Source organism: Rhodococcus mengyinensis, assembly GCF_048381435.1.
GTDB classification, from domain to species: Bacteria; Actinomycetota; Actinomycetes; order Mycobacteriales; family Mycobacteriaceae; genus Rhodococcus_F; species Rhodococcus_F opacus_D.
In genome coordinates this window covers 260727-278601 of sequence record NZ_JBLWIT010000145.1, presented here as the reverse complement: position 1 = coordinate 278601, position 17875 = coordinate 260727, and the positions used below count along the sequence as shown (strand labels likewise).

14 protein-coding genes and 1 pseudogene are annotated in these 17875 nt (G+C 67.7%); 6 read left to right on the top strand and 9 right to left on the bottom strand.

Annotated elements, in window-relative coordinates; all coding sequences use genetic code 11:
* Positions 1-16: 16 nt before the first annotated feature.
* The 3 genes from ACNJ7E_RS37700 to ACNJ7E_RS37690 form a co-directional block, all read right to left on the bottom strand.
* The gene (locus ACNJ7E_RS37700) at positions 17-898 is read right to left on the bottom strand and encodes a carbohydrate ABC transporter permease (protein WP_418342242.1); all 882 of its coding nucleotides are present in this window, start codon (positions 896-898) and stop codon (positions 17-19) included.
* A 5-nt stretch (positions 899-903) separates the two neighbouring features.
* Positions 904-1863 carry a carbohydrate ABC transporter permease gene (locus ACNJ7E_RS37695; protein WP_418342241.1) on the bottom strand — a complete coding sequence of 320 codons (960 nt, stop codon included), beginning with the start codon at positions 1861-1863 and terminating at the stop codon, positions 904-906.
* Positions 1864-2131: 268 nt separating this feature from the next.
* A complete protein-coding gene (locus ACNJ7E_RS37690; protein ID WP_418342240.1) occupies positions 2132-3217 on the bottom strand; it encodes a hypothetical protein in 1086 nt (361 codons plus the stop codon).
* 56 nt (positions 3218-3273) lie between these two features.
* Between ACNJ7E_RS37690 and ACNJ7E_RS37685 the strand changes: the two genes are divergently transcribed.
* Positions 3274-4455, top strand: coding sequence for a hypothetical protein (locus ACNJ7E_RS37685; RefSeq protein ID WP_418342239.1), 1182 nt, complete (start codon positions 3274-3276; stop codon positions 4453-4455).
* Between the two features lie 46 nt (positions 4456-4501).
* Here the strand turns inward: ACNJ7E_RS37685 and ACNJ7E_RS37680 are convergent, their stop codons facing one another.
* Positions 4502-5326, bottom strand: coding sequence for an NAD-dependent epimerase/dehydratase family protein (locus ACNJ7E_RS37680; RefSeq protein ID WP_418342238.1), 825 nt, complete (start codon positions 5324-5326; stop codon positions 4502-4504).
* 172 nt (positions 5327-5498) lie between these two features.
* On the opposite strand from ACNJ7E_RS37680, the gene ACNJ7E_RS37675 reads away from it, so the two are divergent.
* Positions 5499-6578, top strand: a complete 1080-nt coding sequence (locus ACNJ7E_RS37675) for an ABC transporter ATP-binding protein (protein ID WP_418342237.1) — start codon at positions 5499-5501, stop codon at positions 6576-6578.
* Between the two features lie 52 nt (positions 6579-6630).
* Positions 6631-7536: a 5-dehydro-4-deoxyglucarate dehydratase gene (locus tag ACNJ7E_RS37670; RefSeq protein ID WP_418342236.1), complete on the top strand. Its 906-nt coding sequence runs from the start codon at positions 6631-6633 to the stop codon at positions 7534-7536.
* A 76-nt stretch (positions 7537-7612) separates the two neighbouring features.
* Here the strand turns inward: ACNJ7E_RS37670 and ACNJ7E_RS37665 are convergent, their stop codons facing one another.
* Entirely contained in the window at positions 7613-9346 is a 1734-nt protein-coding gene (locus tag ACNJ7E_RS37665) for a peptide chain release factor 3 (protein WP_317568146.1), read from the bottom strand.
* A 212-nt stretch (positions 9347-9558) separates the two neighbouring features.
* Between ACNJ7E_RS37665 and ACNJ7E_RS37660 the strand changes: the two genes are divergently transcribed.
* Positions 9559-11190 carry a fatty acyl-AMP ligase gene (locus ACNJ7E_RS37660; protein WP_418342235.1) on the top strand — a complete coding sequence of 544 codons (1632 nt, stop codon included), beginning with the start codon at positions 9559-9561 and terminating at the stop codon, positions 11188-11190.
* Positions 11191-11255: 65 nt separating this feature from the next.
* Here ACNJ7E_RS37660 and pth read toward each other — a convergent pair whose 3' ends face one another.
* Both pth and ACNJ7E_RS37650 read right to left on the bottom strand, forming a co-directional pair.
* Positions 11256-11828: an aminoacyl-tRNA hydrolase gene (gene pth, locus ACNJ7E_RS37655; protein ID WP_005238771.1), complete on the bottom strand. Its 573-nt coding sequence runs from the start codon at positions 11826-11828 to the stop codon at positions 11256-11258.
* A 107-nt stretch (positions 11829-11935) separates the two neighbouring features.
* Positions 11936-12562, bottom strand: a complete 627-nt coding sequence (locus ACNJ7E_RS37650) for a 50S ribosomal protein L25/general stress protein Ctc (RefSeq protein WP_105413284.1) — start codon at positions 12560-12562, stop codon at positions 11936-11938.
* 334 nt (positions 12563-12896) lie between these two features.
* On the opposite strand from ACNJ7E_RS37650, the gene ACNJ7E_RS37645 reads away from it, so the two are divergent.
* Positions 12897-14684: a flavin-containing monooxygenase gene (locus ACNJ7E_RS37645; protein WP_418342234.1), complete on the top strand. Its 1788-nt coding sequence runs from the start codon at positions 12897-12899 to the stop codon at positions 14682-14684.
* Positions 14681-15931, top strand: coding sequence for a GAF domain-containing protein (locus ACNJ7E_RS37640; protein WP_418342233.1), 1251 nt, complete (start codon positions 14681-14683; stop codon positions 15929-15931). The genes ACNJ7E_RS37645 and ACNJ7E_RS37640 overlap by 4 nt, the downstream gene beginning before the upstream one ends.
* A gap of 5 nt (positions 15932-15936) precedes the next feature.
* Here ACNJ7E_RS37640 and ACNJ7E_RS37635 read toward each other — a convergent pair whose 3' ends face one another.
* Positions 15937-17409 carry an FAD-dependent oxidoreductase gene (locus ACNJ7E_RS37635; RefSeq protein ID WP_418342232.1) on the bottom strand — a complete coding sequence of 491 codons (1473 nt, stop codon included), beginning with the start codon at positions 17407-17409 and terminating at the stop codon, positions 15937-15939.
* A gap of 140 nt (positions 17410-17549) precedes the next feature.
* Positions 17550-17834 (bottom strand): annotated as a pseudogene (locus ACNJ7E_RS37630) (PNPOx family protein); the annotation flags it as partial.
* Positions 17835-17875: the final 41 nt, after the last annotated feature.

Below are 17875 nucleotides of genomic sequence, written 5' to 3'. Positions count from 1 at the left end.
TTTTCGAAAGTCATGATCAGCCCTTGACCGCACCGGCGCTCAGGCCCTGGACGAGGTACTTCTGGATGACGGCGAAGACGGCGACGACCGGCACCGCGGCGATCAGACCGCCCGCGGCGAGAACTCCGAAGTCGACGTTGTAGGAGCCGATGGTGTAGCTGAGTCCGACCGGCAGCGTGAACTTCTCCTGGCTGCTGATGAACATCAGGCCGAACAGGAAGTTGTTCCAGCTGCCGATGAAGGCGAACGATCCGACGGCGATCAGGCCGGGCCGCAGCAGCGGCAGCATGATGATGCGGAACGCGCGCAGGCGTGAGCAGCCGTCGACCATCGCGGCCTCTTCCAGCTCCACCGGGATCTGCGCGATGAAACCCGCCATGAGCATGGCGGCCAGGGGAAGCTGGAACACGGTGTCGGCGATGATGAGGCCGGTCAGGTTGTTGACGAGGTTCATCTCGCGGAACACCTGGAACAGGGGGATGAGCAGCATGGCGCCGGGCACGAACTGGCTGCACAGCAGTGCCATCACCAGCGGGATCTTGGCGCGGAACTTGAAGCGGGCCAACGCATATCCGGTGGCCAGTGCGACGAACGTGGTCAGGACGAGGGACAACGCGGCAACGATGAGGCTGTTCTTGAAGAAGAAGCTGAAGCCGAGGCTGTTCCACACGGTGTCGAAGTGCTCGAACGTGATGGGCCAGGGGAGCATCGAATTCGATCCGGCGGGCCGGAAGGCGAACACGATCATCCAGTAGAAGGGGACGAGAGTGAACAGCAGGTACAGCGCGAGCGGCAGTCCGACGCTGAACAAGCGGGGCTTCTTCTTGTGTACGCGCAGCTTCCCGGTGATGTCCGGCTCGGACAGCGCAACGGCGGGACGATCGGTGGTGGTGGTCACGACGGTCAGACCTTCTCACTGTTGAACTTGCTCAGGCGCAAGTAGAGGATCGAGCAGAACAGCAGGATCACGAATGCGACCGTGGTGAGCGCCGAGCCGTATCCGAAGTCCTGGGCAGTGGTTGCGAGCTGTGAGACGTACAGCGGCAGTGTGGTGGTGACGTCGGCCGGGCCGCCCGCCGTGAGGGTGTACAGCAGATCGACGTTGTTGAACTCCCACACACCGCGCAGCAGCGTCGACAGGATGATGACGGCTTTCAGGTGCGGGAGGGTGACGAAGCGGAACCGCTGCCAGCGGTTGGCGCCGTCCACGTTGGCCGCCTCGTACAGGTCCTTGGGTGCGCTCTGCAGCTCGGCCAGGATGAGGATGGCGAAGAACGGCACACCGCGCCACAGCTCTGCGACGCCCGTCGCCCAGAACGCGGTGTCCGGATCGGCGATGGGAGCGGCAGTGCCGTCGCCGATGCCCATGTTTCCGAGAAGCTTGAAGAGGCCGGTTGACGGGTTGTAGATCAGCAGCCAGATGCCGGTGGTGAGAACGCCGGACACCGCCCAGGGGGAGAACACGAGGGCGCGTGCCAGGCCGCGGCCCCGGAACACCTCGTTGACCAGCAAGGCCAGTCCGAGTCCGAGGATCAACTGGAACACGACCTGGAATCCGACCCACTTCGCGGTGGTGACCAGGCTGGTCCAGAAGAGGGAGTCGGCGAACATCAGCCGGAAGTTGTCGAGGCCGGCGAAACCGTTGTCCCACGGCGTCGTCGGGTTGTAGTACTGCAGGCTGTAGTAGAAGACGCTGCCGACCGGGTAGAAGATGAAGACGGCCAGCAGGATGACCACCGGTGCGATCAGGATGTAGGGGGCAGAGGCTCTGCGCCAGGCCGGTCTGCGACGAGTTCGACCGGGCGAGGCCTGTGCCGTCGGCGCGGACTGCCCTCCTGGCCGGAGGGAGGTGGTGGTGACCATGGTGCACGCTCCGAAGTTCGGTGCCGGTCGCGCCGGCGGGTCAGGGGATTGTGGCTACTGCTGCTGAGGCGAGATCACGGGGGTGGCTCGTCATCGTGGAAGGTGATGGGAACGATGCGGCCTCCGACCTGCCGAGGTACCCGGTGTGCGTGAGGGGTTCCGTTGGCGGCGTCTGCGCTTGCGCGTTCATGTATGTGAACTCACGCCCTCTATGTGAATTGTCGAACTCACTATGACGGCAGTCACAAGGTCTGTCAAGGGTGTTCGCCTAGACATTGCGGGCTAGCCACTGGGCGGCCCCGACCTGCATTCCGGCCGAAAACCGGTGTCCGCCTGCGAACCACTGCGTAGTGAGCGCCCCGGACCCCTCGTACGCCCGCCGCAGCACAGCCTCGGAGTCGCGCATTCCCTGGCGGCCGAAGTGGGGGTCGTCCAGCGCGAACTGAACCAGCAGCGGCCGTGGCGCCTGGCATGCGGCGATCTCGGGCCAGTCGCACACCGCCGGCAGGCCCGGAGTGATCATCAGCCACGTCGTATCGTCTGCTCTGCCCTCCGCGACATCCGCGAAAGTGCTCATCATCGCGGTGATCACCCCCGTTCGCAGGCGTGTCGAACACGCCAGCAGATGTGCGACGCGAGCGCCGCCGCCCGAGAATCCCGCGGCCGCGACCCGGTGCGGATCGACACCGTCCGTCGCGAGGAGCACGTTCAGCGCCCGAAGGTCCTCGGCGACGACAGTGCCGGCGAGCGAGGTGCCCGTCAGGGCGGCGGTTTTGGCGAGGCCGTGTTCGTGCTCGCGCGCTGCCGCGTCGTATCGGCGCCGACGGATCTCGGGAGTGTCCGGGCTGGGCGGGAATGCGGCGTATCCCGCTGCTGTGGCTCGGTCCGGTAGTTCCGGCCAGGGCACCCGCCTGCTGCCCCAGGGGAACACGTCGTGGACGAGGACGACGAAGCCCGCGTGTACGAGTCCTGTTGCGACCGACCTGCCTTCGTACCCGCGGGTCCGGAGTTCGGGGACACCCGGTGAGGCTCCGTCGGGACCGTCGGCCACCTTTTCCTTGCCGTAGAACTTGACGCCGTCGTGTGCGTGCATCAGCAGGACTGCAGGGCGGGCCGCGATCTCGCCCCCGTGGTCGGGGCGGAGGAGCCAGCCCTCGGTGTCGGGGCCGTCGTCACCGGCCGCCCAGGTGAGTTCGCGACCGGCGACGCCGTGCCGAACCCACGACCTGCCGTACGTCACCTCGGGTGTGTCCGCCGCCGATTCGTCCGTCACGCCGAGTACGTCGCGAACGGCGTCGCGTCGCGCGCCGGCCGGGGTCGATCGTGGACAGCTGGCCGAACGATGTGTTCCCATGTGTGAACTCCGTCTTGTCTATCGAACTCTGTATTCGAACCGTTGAGGGGAACTGCATGTCCGGAAGAACTGTCGATCGCATCGTCGCGCACGCGTATCCGTGGGACGTGCTCGGTGATCCGCACTTCGTCGACCGAGCGCGCGCGCTCGGAGTCACCGAGATCTCGCTCGCCGCCAGCTATCACTCGACCCGCGCGGCAACCCCGTTGCATCCGGCCCACAAGGTGGTCGACGCGCATCACGCCGCGCTGTACCGGCCAATCCGGCCTGCCGCGTGGGACGGGCACGCGGTCACGGCCAGGGCGGCGACGTGGGGCGGATCCGAGGATGCGTTCGCCGATGCGGCTCGCATCCTGATCGATGCGGGCATCCGCGTGAACGCGTGGATCGTGCTGTCCCACAGTACCGTTCTGGGGCAGGCGCATCCCGACGTCACCGTCGTGAACTGCTTCGGCGACCGCTACCCGTACGCGCTCGCGCCAGGGCATCCGGACATCGTCCGCTACGCCCGCACCCTCGCGGCGGAGGCGGTCCGTGGTGTCGACCTGCACGGCGTGTCGATCGAAGCGTGCGGACAGCTGGGGATCGCCCACGTCGGCCCGCACGAGAAGACCGATGGCGCATTTCCGGGCATCGGCGACAGTTTGATGTCGATCAGCTGCACCGAACGGGAACGCGCACTGTGGGCGGAGCGGGGCGTCGATCCGGACAAGATGATCGCGAAGCTGCGTTCCGGCGTGGATGCGCTGTCCAGGGGGACGCTCACTCCGGACGCCGCGATCACCGACGTCCTCGGCGAGGCGGAGGCCGACGCGGTGCTGTCCGTGCGCCACGCGGACGCCGACGCACTCCGGGGTGCGGTGCTCGGCGCCGTGCGTGCGGAGATCCCGTCGGCCCGCGTCACGCTGCACTGCCATCCGAATCCCTGGAAGACCGGGCCGTCGCCTGCGCTGACCCCGGCTGCGTCGGGAGACGTCGACGCCGTGCTCGTCTCGGCCTGGCCGGGGACGGCCGAAACCGTCGCCGTCACGAAGGACACCCGCGCGATCGTCGGAGAGGCCGTCGACGTCGGCGCCTACGTGTCGGTGCTGCCGCCGAAGAATCTCGACGACGTGAGCAGCCACGTCGCGGCCACGGTCGCGGCCGGAGCCAATGAGCTGCACCTCTATCACCTCGGTCTGGTCAACAAGGTGCAGCTCGACGCGTTGGGGCGCATCGTCCGCGAGAACGCCCTCTGACGCGTCCGGGGCGGGCACCACCGCTGGTGCCCGCCCCGGCGCGACATCAGCGCATCCGTTGTCCGAGCGGGTGGTCGCAGAACGCGCCGCCGACACGCTGGAGAATCGGGTCGTCGAACGTCCATTCGTGATCGGCCAGGAACTCGTCGGCGAACACCTCCGCGTCGTCCTGCGGCTCGTACCCGATGGCTGCGCCCTCCGCTGCGGACCACCAGCTGCGGGTGTTCCGCGAGATACCCCACACGGTGTGAAAACCCTTGGCGGAGTCGGACAGTGCGGCCTCGATCAGACGAGCGGTGTCGGCAGGCGACATCCAGGAGGCGAGCCCGCGGTAGTTGGGCGGCCGGTCGAAGCTCGAGCCGATCCGCAGGTTGACGACGTCGATGCCGAAACGATCGTGGTACAGCCGGCCGAGCGCCTCGACTGCCGCCTTGCTCCAGCCGTAGAACCCGTCCGGACGCGGCGAGACGTCGCCGGGCAGCGGGTTGGAGCCGGCTTCCGCGTGCGTCCAGAAGCCGACGGCGTGGTTGCTCGACGCCGCGATCACGCGCGTCACGCCGTGGGCGACGGCGGCCTCGAACACCGCCTGGGTGCCGTCCACGTTGACGGACAGAATGTTCTCCCACGAGTCCTCGGTGCTGAGTCCGCCCAGGTGGAGCACGGCGTCGACGCCGTCGACCGCAGCGGTCACGGCCGCGCGGTCGGTGACCGAACCCTGGACGAACTCCTCGTGAGCGGGATCGATGTCGGTGATGTCGGCGATGTCGAACAGGCGCAGGGTGCGGCAGGGCTTGCGGAGCAAGGGTCGCAGCATCTTGCCCATGTTTCCTGCGGCGCCGGTGATCAGCAGACGCGAGGCGGTGTCGGTCATGTCTTCTCGTACCTCTCTGGGAGTAAGCCTTGTAATGCACATCACGGTAGTACATACTTCGAAACGAAGTCACTATCTTGACGAAGATTCACGTATGTGAACAAGTCGTTCGCTTCGCACTCCCACTCGGATCGTCCGGCACGTTCCTGCCGGTGAAGGGACCACCCACATCATGGCAACAGTCGCATTTCAGGGCGTCACCAAGTTGTTCCCCGGTGGCGACAAGGCCGCGGTCGATCACCTGGACCTCGACATCGAGGACGGCGAGTTCCTCGTCCTCGTCGGACCGTCCGGCTGCGGCAAGTCCACGTCCCTGCGCATGCTCGCGGGACTCGAAGACGTGGACCGGGGCACGATCGCCATCGGCGGCAACGATGTCACCGAGTTCCAGCCGAAGGACCGTGACATCGCCATGGTCTTCCAGAACTACGCTCTCTACCCGCACATGACGGTGGGCGAGAACATGGGCTTCGGCCTCCGCATCGCCGGTGAGGACAAGGCGGAGATCAAGCGTCGCGTCCAGGATGCCGCCAGGATCCTCGACCTCACCAAGTTCCTCGACCGCAAGCCCAAGGCCCTCTCGGGTGGTCAGCGGCAGCGAGTTGCCATGGGACGCGCCATCGTTCGCAAGCCGCAGGTGTTCCTGATGGACGAGCCCCTGTCCAACCTCGACGCCAAGCTGCGCGTGCAGACCCGCGCGCAGATCTCGGCGCTGCAGCGTCGTCTCGCCACCACCACCGTCTACGTGACCCACGATCAGGTCGAGGCCATGACGATGGGTGACCGGGTGGCCGTCCTGAAAGACGGAGTGCTCCAACAGTGCGACACACCGCGCCGCATGTACGAGCACCCGAACAACGTGTTCGTCGCCGGTTTCATCGGCTCGCCCGCGATGAACCTGCTCGAACTTCCCCTCGTCGACGGCGGGGTCAGCTTCGGTGGCTCCGTGGTCCCCGTCCCGCGCGGTGCGATCGCCGGCATCGGCGAAAGCTCGGTCACGCTCGGTGTGCGTCCGGAGGATCTCGTGATCACAACCGGCAGCGGACTCGACGTCACCATCGACGTCGTCGAAGAACTCGGCGCCGACGCGTACGTCTACGGCCAGGCCGACATCCACGGGCGCACGCAGCCCATCGTCGTGCGCGCCGACGGTCGCATCCCGCCGAAGCGCGGAGAGGTGATCACCCTGTCGTATGCGGCAGAGCGCACCCACCTGTTCTCCACCGTCACCGGTGACCGCCTCGTCGACTAGTCGAGACACAGACCTCCGACTGAAACCCGACCAATGATCCAAGGAGCCATCCATGCTTGACGGAGTTCTCTTCTTCCCTGTCACACCGTTCGACGGCAACGGCGACGTCGACCTTCCCGCACTGGCCCAGCACATCGAATCCGGTGTCGCGGCCGGACCGGGTGGAGTGTTTGCCGCATGCGGGACCGGCGAGTTCCACGCGCTGTCCGCCGCCGAGTTCCGGACCGTGGTGGAAACGGTGGTCGCAGCCACGAAGGGCCGCGTCCAGGTCTTCGCCGGCGCCGGCGGAGCCCTGCCCGTCGCGAAGGAATTCGTCGCCATCGCCGAGGACGCGGGAGCTGACGGCATCCTGCTCCTGCCGCCCTACCTCGTCGGCGCACCGGCCCAGGGGCTGGTGGAGTACGTGACGCAGGTGTCGGAGGCGAGCGACCTCCCGGTCATCGTGTACCACCGCGCGAACGGTCAGTTCACCGAGCAGAGTGCTCTCGCGGTCGCGCGACTGCCGAAGGTCGTCGGATTCAAGGACGGCGTCGGCGACCTCGACCTGACGTCGCGAATCGTTCGTACCCTGCGTGATTCACTCGGCGACAAGGAATTCCAGTTCTTCAACGGCCTCCCGACCGCCGAGGTCTCGCAGCAGGCCTACCGGAGCATCGGCGTCACGCTCTATTCCTCCGCGACGTTCGCATTCGCACCCGATGTGTCTCTCGCCTATTACCGGGCGCTCGAGGAAGACGACACCGAGCTGGTCGACTCGCTGAACCGCGAGTTCTTCCATCCGCTGGTTCGGCTGCGCGACACCACCCCCGGGTACGCGGTCGCTCTGGTGAAGGCGGGCGTGACGTTCACCGGCCTCGACGCCGGCTCGGTGCGCGCGCCGCTCGTCGACGCCAGCGCCCAGCACAGGTACGAATTGGAGCAGATCGTGGCGGCGGGGCGGAAAGTGCTGGCGCAGTAGTGTCTTCGATCCATCGGCGGGGTGCGTACCCCGTCGATGGATCGAGGCTTCGAACGTACGTCAGCGCCTCGGGACGCTAGTCGGCGGCGGCCACGAGCGGCTCGAGCGTGAGGTCGGGCAGCTCCTTCTGGATGTACTGCAGGCGCCACTTGTCGCTGACCAGAGCCAGCATCACCCCGTCCGAGCGGGTGAACACCTCGACGCCGCGCTGACGGTTCAGCTCGTCGGCCGACTCGGCGTCGGTGCGCCGCGCCAACGCGTAGCCCAGGGGTTCCATTCGGGCCTCGACGTTGAACTCGGCCTTCATCCGCGCCGCGACCACCTCGAACTGCATCGGGCCGACGGCCGCCATGACCGGGGAGGCGTCGCCACGCAGGTCGTTGCGGAGGATCTGCACGACACCCTCGGAATCGAGCTGATCCACGGCCCGCCGGAACTGCTTGTACTTGCCCGCGCTCTCGGCCCGCAGGATGGAGAAGTGCTCCGGCGCGAACGACGGGATCGGCGGGAACTCCACCTTCTTCTCGAAGAACAGGGTGTGGCCGGGGGCGAGCGCGGTGGCGTTGACCAGTCCCACCACGTCGCCGGGGTACGCAGATTCCACGGTCGAACGCTCGCGACCGAACACGGTCTGCGCGTACTTCGTCGTGAACGGCTTGCCGGTCTGGGCGTGGGTGACCACCATGCCGCGCTCGAACACGCCCGACACGATGCGCATGAACGCCAGCCGGTCGCGGTGCGCGGTGTCCATGCCGGCCTGGACCTTGAAGACGACCGCGCTGAACGGGTCGGTGACCTCGCGAGGGGTGCCGGCGACGTCCTCCCGGGCGCGCGGCGGCGGCGCCAGCTCGACCAGCGTGTCGAGGATCTGGCGGACACCGAAGTTGAGCATCGCCGACGCGAAGATCACCGGCGACGTCTGGCCACCGAGGAACAGCTCCTGGTCGTGGTCCTGACCGGTGGCCGACAGCAGCTCGCTCTCCTCCGCGGCGGTCTCCCATTCGGAGCCCTCCTTCGCGAGGGCGGCGTCGGCATCCATGACCTCTTCGGGGGCGATCTTCGCGCCACCCGCGGTCCGCGTGAACCGGATGTACTCCCGCGGGGCACCGTCCTCGCCGCGCCGCAGCAGGCCCCGGAAGTCGCCGGCGATCCCGACGGGCCAGTACAGGGGAGTGGGGGTGAGACCGATGCGTTCCTGGATCTCGTCGAGAAGCTCGAGCGGCGTCTGGCCCGGCCGGTCCCACTTGTTGATGACCGTGATTACCGGGATTCCACGGTGACGGCACACCTGGAACAGCTTCAGCGTCTGCGGTTCGAGACCCTTCGCGGCGTCGATCAGCATGACTGCGGCGTCGACCGCAGTCAGGACGCGGTACGTGTCCTCCGAGAAGTCGGAGTGGCCGGGAGTGTCCACCAGGTTGATCACGTTGTCGACCGGCTCGTCCACCGACGCCTCGGTGGAGCGGTAGTTGAACTGCAGGGCAGTGGAGCTGACCGAGATGCCGCGGGCCTTCTCCATCTCCATCCAGTCGGACACCGTCGACTTGCGGCCCGCCTTGCCGTGGACCGCGCCCGCTTCGGAGATGACCTTCGCGTGGAGCGCGAGAGCCTCCGTCAGCGTCGACTTACCGGCGTCGGGGTGCGAGATCACGGCGAACGTGCGGCGACGCGACGCCTCTGCCCGGACACCCTTCTCGGATTTCCCCACCGGTGAGGCGGATGCCTCGGATTTCACTTCCGGTGAGCCGGATGTGGCGACAGGCGCCGCCTCGGCTGGAATGGTGTCGGCCGAGTCGGACGGGGTAGTCAACGAAGAACCTCTCGGGGGACGGGATGCGTGTAGGAAGGCCGTGTGGCCGCATACCAGGTTACTCGGGTGCCGAACACGAACTCGCAGCACAGTCACATCCAGGGAGGAGTAACGATCGGAGGCCGGTGAGGGATTTATATGGGTGAGTCGTCGGGGCGCTCCGGAGTACACCGTTTCTGCGTTCGGACACCCGTATGTGCAGGAGGAAGACTGTGAGCAAGTTCACCGACGAGATGTACGCGACCGCGGCGAGCAGCACCCGTGGCCTCAACACGGGTGAGCCCGACGCGCCGTTGCGGCAGCCGTGGGGCGAGATCCACAAGACCGCGCGCCGTATGGCGGGGGCGCTCGCCGAGGCAGGTATCGGCCACGGCGACGCCATCGGCATCCTCGCCGGTCAGCCCGTCGACATCGCGCCCTCCTGCCAGGGCACCTGGATGCGCGGGGCGTCCGTCACCATGCTGCATCAGCCGACGCCGCGCACCGACCTGGCCGTGTGGGCCAAGGACACCGAGACCGTCATCAACATGATTCAGGCGAAAGCCGTCATCCTCGGTGCGCCGTTCGACGCCGCCAAGCCGCTGCTGGAGGAGCGCGGCATCACCGTGGTGACGGTGGCCGAGCTGAACGAGGGCACGGACATCGACCCAGTCGAGACGTTCGAGAGCGACATCGCGCTGCAGCAGCTCACGTCCGGTTCCACCGGTTCGCCCAAGGCCGTGCAGATCACGCACGAGAACTTCTACACCAACGCCTACGCCATGATCGACCGCATCAAGTTCTCCATCGAGGACGACGTGATGATCAGCTGGCTGCCCCTGTTCCACGACATGGGGATGGTCGGGTTCCTCAGCGTGCCGATGCAGGTCGGCGCGGAGGTCGTGAGCATCACCCCGATGGACTTCCTCCGCACGCCGCTGCTGTGGGCGGAGCTGATGGGCAAGTACAAGGGCACCGTGACGGCCGCCCCCAACTTCGCGTACTCGTTGCTCGCCCGCCGCCTCAAGCAGGCGGAGGACGGCGCCGTCGACCTCAGCACCGTCCGGTACATGTGGAACGGTGCCGAGCCCGTCGACCCCGAGACGATGAACAAGCTCGCCGAGGCGGGCGCCCGCTTCGGCCTGAACCCGTCGGCACTCGCCCCCGTCTACGGCATGGCCGAGACCACCCTCGCCGTCTCCATCCCGGATCCGGATCAGGGCCAGGTCCTCGACCTCGTCGACCCGGATCTCCTCGAGGCCATGCAGCGCGCCGTCCCGTCGAGCAAGCCGAACGCGCGTGCCCTCGCCACCCTCGGAAAGATGGTGCCGAACCTCGAGGGACGCGTCGTCGACAGTGAGGGTGAGCTGCTCCCGACCCGCGGTGTCGGCATCATCGAAGTCCGCGGCAAGGCGGTCACCCCTGGATACATCACGGTCGACGGCCACAAGCCCGCCCAGGACGCGGACGGCTGGCTGAACACCGGCGACGTCGGCTACTTCACCGAAGAGGGCCTCGTCGTCGTGTGCGGCCGCGTCAAGGACGTCATCATCATGGGCGGCCGCAACATCTATCCGACGGACATCGAGCGGGCCGCGGGCACCGTCGCCGGCGTGCGTCCCGGCAACGCGGTGGCCGTCCGCCTCGACGCGGGGCAGAAGCGGGAAAGTTTCGCCGTCGCGGTGGAGACCAACGACTACCAGGACCCCGAAGTGGTCAAGCGAATCGAGCACGAGGTCGTGCACGCCGTGTTCTCCGAGGTCGGAGTACGACCCCGCACCGTCGCAGTGCTCGGCCCCGGCAGCATCCCCAAGACGTCGTCGGGCAAACTCCGCCGCGCCACGTCGGCGAATCTGGTCCACTAGGCGCTTCGCGCCGTGCGCCTTTTTGGTAGCTGGGACAACCAGATTGGCGCACGGGCGCGGAGCGCCTAATGCAGGCGGTTCTGCGCGGCCTCCAGCCCGACGCGCAGGACCAGTTCGACGGCGTCGGCCGACTCTTCGCAGACCAGGTCGAGTTCCTTGCGTTCCACCGAGGAGAACGGCTTCAGCACGTACGACGCCGGATCCATCCGTCCGGGGGGTCGGCCGATCCCGACGCGGGTGCGCAGGTAGTCCTTGGTGCCGAGTGCGCTCGAGATGGACCGCAGTCCGTTGTGCCCGCCCTCGCCGCCGCCCTGCTTGAGGCGAATGGTCCCGAAGTCGAGGTCGAGTTCGTCGTGGATGACCACGATGTTGCCCGGATCGACGGAGAAGAACCGGGCCAGGCCGGCAACGGCGGAACCGGACAGGTTCATGAACGACCGCGGCTTGGCGAGGATCGTCGGACGGCCCTCGAGTCGGCCCTGGACGATCTCGGCGCCGCTCTTCTTGTGCGCGCTGAACTTGCCACCCATGCGAGCGGACAGCACGCCGGCCACCATGAAGCCGACGTTGTGCCGGGTCTTCTCGTACTGCGGTCCCGGGTTGCCCAGGCCCACCACCAGAGCGGTGTCTTCACTCACCGACAGGGTCCTTCCATGCGTGAGGGGGTCGTGTCAGACGACAGCGGCGCGTCACCCCGGACAATCCGGGACGACGCGCCGCCGACATCAGTGCGGTTGCGAGAGGATCAGCTCTCGGCGCCCTCTTCGGCCGGAGCCTCGGCGGTCTCGGCGGCGGCTTCGCCGGTCTCCTCTTCGAGGTCAGCAGCGGTCGGGGCTGCGACGACGTTGACGATGAGCAGTTCCTCGTCGGCCTGCAGGGTGGAACCCTTGGGCAGCTCGAGCTGGTTGGCCAGGATCTGGGTGCCGACCTCGAGGCCCTCGACCGAGACCTCGATCTGCTCGGGGATGTGCAGCGCGTCCGCTTCGAGGGAGATGGTGGCGGCGTCCTGCGCGACCAGGGTGCCGGCAGCGGCCTCACCGGTGACGACGACGGGAACGTCGACGGTGACCTTTTCGCCCTTCTTGATGACGAGGAGGTCGGCGTGCTCGATGTAGTTGCGGATCGGGTGAACCACGACCGACTTGGTGAGCGCGACCTGCTCCTTGCCCTCGATGTCGAGGGTCAGGATGGCGTTCGTGCCGTGCGCGCGCAGGATCGCGGCGAAGTCGCGGGAGGGGACGTTCAGGTGGCGGGGGTCCTCACCGTGGCCGTACAGGACCGCGGGGACCTGGCCGTCGCGGCGCGCGCGGCGGGCGGCACCCTTGCCGAACTCGGTGCGCACGGCGGCTACGAGGCGATTTTCGTCAGACATGGTGAAACGGCTCCTACAACTCACGGTGGTAACTGGCGGGCGGTTCGAGTCGACGAGGGACGAACACGCGACGGCCAGGAGCGAAACGCTCGAGCAGAGCCGTCGCCGCGTCGATCACGGTGAGCCAGCCATTTGGAACTTCTGGTTCACCCTCGCCGAGACAACTTATGGAACTCTACCGGATGGCCTGCTGACCTGCTAATCGGGTGTCGTCGGGCGGGCTGCGCGACGACGAGGTGAGGCCGGTGCAATCCGATGCAACCCTGCCGCCCCGTCCTTGTGACCCGTATCACAGAGGTATCGAACTTCTCGATTCCCGACGACGGAGGACATCATGACCGCCACAATCGACGCACCCGTCGACACCGCCATCCCGCAGCCGGGTGACATCGCCCGGCGCTGGCTGGCCGGATTCGGTGCCGCCCTCGAACGAGGCGACGTGCGCGGGGCCGCAGGGCACTTCCTGATCGACGGTTGGTGGCGCGACCTGCTGTCGTTCACCTGGGATCTGCACACCACGCACGGTCGCGCGGACATCGAGTCGCGCCTCGCGGATTCGGTTCCGGTGCACGAGCCGCGCCACCTCGTCCTCTCACCCGCGCACCCCGCCGAGGCGGTGGCCGATCCGGAGGGTGACTGGATACAGGCCTTCTTCACATTCGAGACGACCCTGGCCCGCAGCCGCGGTTTCGTTCGGCTGAGGCGCGACGACGACGGCGAGTGGCGTGCCTGGACGTTGATCAGCGCGATGGAGGAGATCAAGGGTCACGAGGAGAAGAAGGGGCATCGGCGGGTTCAGGGCACGAATCACGGCGCCCACCGCGGCAAGATCAACTGGCTCGACCGGCGAACCGCCAAGGGCGAGTTCGAGACCGAGCAGCCGGCGGTCGTGATCGTCGGCGCCGGCCAGGGTGGTCTCGCCCTCGCCGCCCGTCTGGGACAGCTCGGAGTCGACACCCTGCTGGTGGAGCGAAACGACCGGATCGGTGACAGCTGGCGAAAGCGCTACCACTCGCTGGTCCTGCACGACCCGGTCTGGTACGACCACCTGCCGTACCTGAACTTCCCCGACCACTGGCCGGTGTTCACGCCCAAGGACAAGCTCGCGAACTGGTTCGAGTTCTACGCCGACGCAATGGAACTCAACGTGTGGACGGGAACCGAGTTCACCGGCGGCAGCTATGACGACGCCACCGGCGAATGGACCGTGACCGTCGCCCGCGACGACGGCTCCACCCGCACGCTGCACCCCCGGCACGTCGTCCTCGCCACGGGAATGAGTGGGGTGCCGAACATTCCGCGGATCGCTGGCGCCGACACGTTCGAGGGAACCATCGAGCATTCGAGCTGGTTCGTCGGCGGCCGGGAGATGCAGGGCAAGAAGGCCCTCGTCGTCGGCTGCTGCAACTCGGGCCACGACATCGCCCAGGAACTCAACGAGCAGGGTGCGGATGTGACCATCCTGCAGCGCTCGTCCACGTATGTGATGAGCAGCAAGCACGGTATCCCCGGACTGTTCGGCGGCGTGTACGAGGAGGGCGGGCCCGCGGTGCAGGACGCCGACCTGATTTTCGCGTCGCTGCCGTACCCGTTGCTCGCGGGAATTCACGCGGGGGCGACGGAGGCCATCGCCGAGAAGGACGCGGAGATGCTCGACGGTCTGCGGAAGGCCGGATTCAAGGTCGATTTCGGCGAGGACGGCAGCGGCCTGTTCATGAAGTACCTGCGACGCGGCGGCGGCTACTACATCGACGTCGGCGCATCCGAGCTGATCGCGAGCGGCGAGGTGACGGTGAAGCAGGGAACCGAGATCGATCACTTCACCCCGGACGGGGTGGTGTTCGCCGACGGCACCGAGATGCCGGTGGACGTGGTGGTTCTCGCGACGGGATACAAGAACATGCGTGAGAGCGCCCGCAAGTTCCTCGGCGACGCGGTCGCGGACCGCTGCCAGGACGTGTGGGGCCTCGACGACGAGGGCGAGCTGCGCACGGTGTGGCGCCGGTCCGGTCATCCGGGTTTCTGGTTCATGGCCGGCAACCTGCATCAGTCCCGGCACTACTCGAAGTATCTGGCCTTCCAGATCAAGGCTCAGGAGGAAGGGTTGCAGCCGATCCGATGACGGACAGTGGTGTGGCTCACAAAGCCGGGGGTAGCCTCGGCCTTGTGAGCGCTGAACGTCCGACCGCAGACCGGCTGACCGCAGTGGCAAGCGGTGTGGATCTGCCGCGACATGCGCGGCTGCTCAGCCGGGTGCACGACGCCGTGCTGTCCGGGCAGCAGCCGCCCGCCCTTCCGCGGGGCGTGGTGGCGCGGTCGTGGTCCCGTCTGCAGGCCGGCGGTGTGAGCCCGGACCTCTGCGCGGACGTGGAGCCCGCCGACTTCTCCGAGATCGAGGCGCGGCGCACCCGGACGGCGCTGCGAACCGTGCTCCCGGAACTGCGCAGCACGTTGACGCAGGTCGCGGACGATGCGAACTTCATCGTGGTCATCGCCGACGCCGACGGTGTCCTGTTGTGGCGGGAAGGTTCCCGCGGGGTCCGGAAAGCGGCTGATGCCCTGGGATTCACGGAGGGTGCGCGCTGGGCGGAGCAGGCGGTCGGCACCAACGCGATCGGCACGGCGCTGATCGAAGATGCTGCGGTGCAACTCTTCTCGGCCGAGCACTATGCCCCCTCGCATCACGGCTGGTCGTGCACCGGGTCGCCGGTTCACGATCCGCGCACCGGTGAGATTCTCGGCGTGGTCGACATCAGTGGGTCGGCGATGTCCATTCACCCGACCACGGTCGCGCTCGTCCGCACCGCGGTGCGTCTGGCCGAGGCGACGCTGTGGCGTGAGCACACGGCGCAACTGGACAAGCTGCGCGGCCGGGCGGCACCGTTGCTGGCGTCGGCGGGCGGTCCGGCGCTGGTCGTCGACAAGCACGGGTGGGTCGCGGAGGCGAGTGGCATCGCGGCCCCGGAGCGGGTCGCGCCGCCGAGCCTGGACCGGCCACTGCTCGTCCCGGGGCTCGGGCTGTGCGTGCCCGAACCGCTCGGCGACGGCTGGCTGGTGCGCAGGCGCGTCGGCGGGGCGGCCATCGAACTGGAACTCGACCTCGGTGACGCGCCGCACGTGACGGTCCGGGGCGACGTCAACTGGACGCGGGCGCTCTCGCCCCGGCACGCCCAGATCCTGCGGGTGCTGTCGGTCGCGGGACCGGCGGGCGTCGACGCCGCCTCACTCAGCGAATCGTTGTTCGGCGACCGCGACCACGTGGTGGCGGTCCGCGCCGAGGTCTCGCGTCTGCGCAAGAGTCTCGGCGCGGTCCTGAGCACCCAGCCCTACCGGTTCGCGGCCGGCGTGACGGTCCGGCTCGTCGGGTAGTCCGGTCAGGCCTGCCCCGCCGCACTGATCCCGGCGCGGCGGCCGTAGAAGCTGCCGTCGCCGAGGGAGGTGCCGCTCGCGTAGCCGCCCGCGCACACGCCGGACGTGCACCGTCCCGCCGCGAAGAGGCCGGGGATCGGTTCGCCGGAGACGTGCAGTACCTCGGAGTTCACGGTCGTCCGCAGGCCGCCGAGCGTGAAGCCGAGGGTGAACCCGCGCAGGTCGAGTGCCGCGACGGGGGTGCCGATCGGCTTTACCCACTCGGACTTCTTGTGCAGCAGCGGGTCCGATCCTTCCGCGGCGTGCTTGTTGTAGACCTCGACGGTCGACTGAAGAGCGCCGGCGGGCAGGCCCATGTCCGATTCGAGTTCCTCGACGGTCTCCGCCGCCCACTTCGGTTGGACGCGCAGGAACGGCGTGGCCGTGGTGGCGGCCGCGCCCTCCTCGTAGGACGCCTCGTCGATGATGAGGAACGCCTGGTTGTCCTGGTGGAAGAGGGTCATCTGGCCGATCCGTCCGGAGTACGTGTCCTCCGGAACGTAGCGCTGCCCCCGGCCGTTGACCAGGATGCCGCGGACGATCAACTGGGGGTCGCAGACGAACGCGACCTCGGTGGCGTCCATGTGGGCGAGATCGGCGCCCAGGGCCTGCGCCATGAGGATCGACCGTCCGTCGTGCTCCTCGATGGCGGCTCCGGGGCGGCCGATCAGTCGCGGCGCGTGGGCCTCGATCATCTTGTCGTTGTAGGCGAAGCTGCCGGTGGCGAGGACGACGCCGCGGCGCGCCCGGACTGCCACCTCCTTGCCGTACTGCTTGGCGACGATCCCGACGACGCGACCGGTGTCGTCCGTGACGAGAGTCTGGACGCGCATGTCGTATTCGGCTCGGACCCCGAGCTTTTCGGCGGTCTCGACGAGCGGCTTCATCAGCATGTAGCCGCCACCCTTCTCGCCGGTCCTCTTGCCGTCCATCTGCGGAACGTGGCCGCGCGGTGCGGGAGTCGCGATGTCGTTGAAAGGCGCCGCGTTCTCGCCGCCCGAGTACATGAGTCCGTCGTCGAACGGCGGTTCCCAGCCGGGTTCGCCCCAGAAGCTCTCCTTGAACGGGACACCGCAGTCGACGAGCCAGTTGTAGTGCTCGACGCTGCCCTCGCAGTAGTCGGTGATCTTCTCCTCGTCGGCACCCGGGCCGAGCGCCGCCATCATGAACGTCTTCATGTTCTCGGGAGAGTCGTCGAACCCGCACGCCTTCTGCAGCGGCGTCCCTCCGCCGAGGTAGATGAAGCCGCCGGCGAGAGCGGCGGCACCGCCCCAGCCGCTGGTGCGTTCGAGGACCAGGACGTCGGCGCCGGCGCGCGCCGCCTCGATGGAGGCGGACACACCGGCGATGCCGTACCCCGCGACCACGACGTCGGCCTCGTAGTCCCACTCGGCGACCGTTGCTGCGGACCGGGGGCGGATCGGTGTGGCGTCGACCATGGGTGGAAGTCCTCTCGGGCGGTCACAGGTGTGGTGTGACGTGGGTTACCCTCAAACTGTAACCTGTTACAAAACCCGAATCGGTGGATCTCCCGGTCAGTGGGACGTCGCGTCCGGAGGTCGGCGAGGGCCCGGCTGTGGGGCATGTCCGTCACGCCGGACAGCTCGTAGTGCAGCGTCGACGTGCGTGCCAGACGGTGCGCGAGATGCACCCCGATCCGCTGCACCACGGGATACTTCTCGTCGATCAGGGCGCCCGCGGCCCGCGCCTCCTCACCGGACAGCAGTCGCGCCGTGGCCTGCGCCTGCGGGCCCGTCGGTTTGGCGGACCACGTGCACGGACGGATCCGGACGTCGGGGAAATTGCGCAGCCGCTTGTTCTCGGACGCCCGGCCCGGGGTGCGGAAGTACGCCCGATCGCCCTCCCTGGTCCGTCATCGCGAAGTCCTGGTTCCCGGGTGAGTTC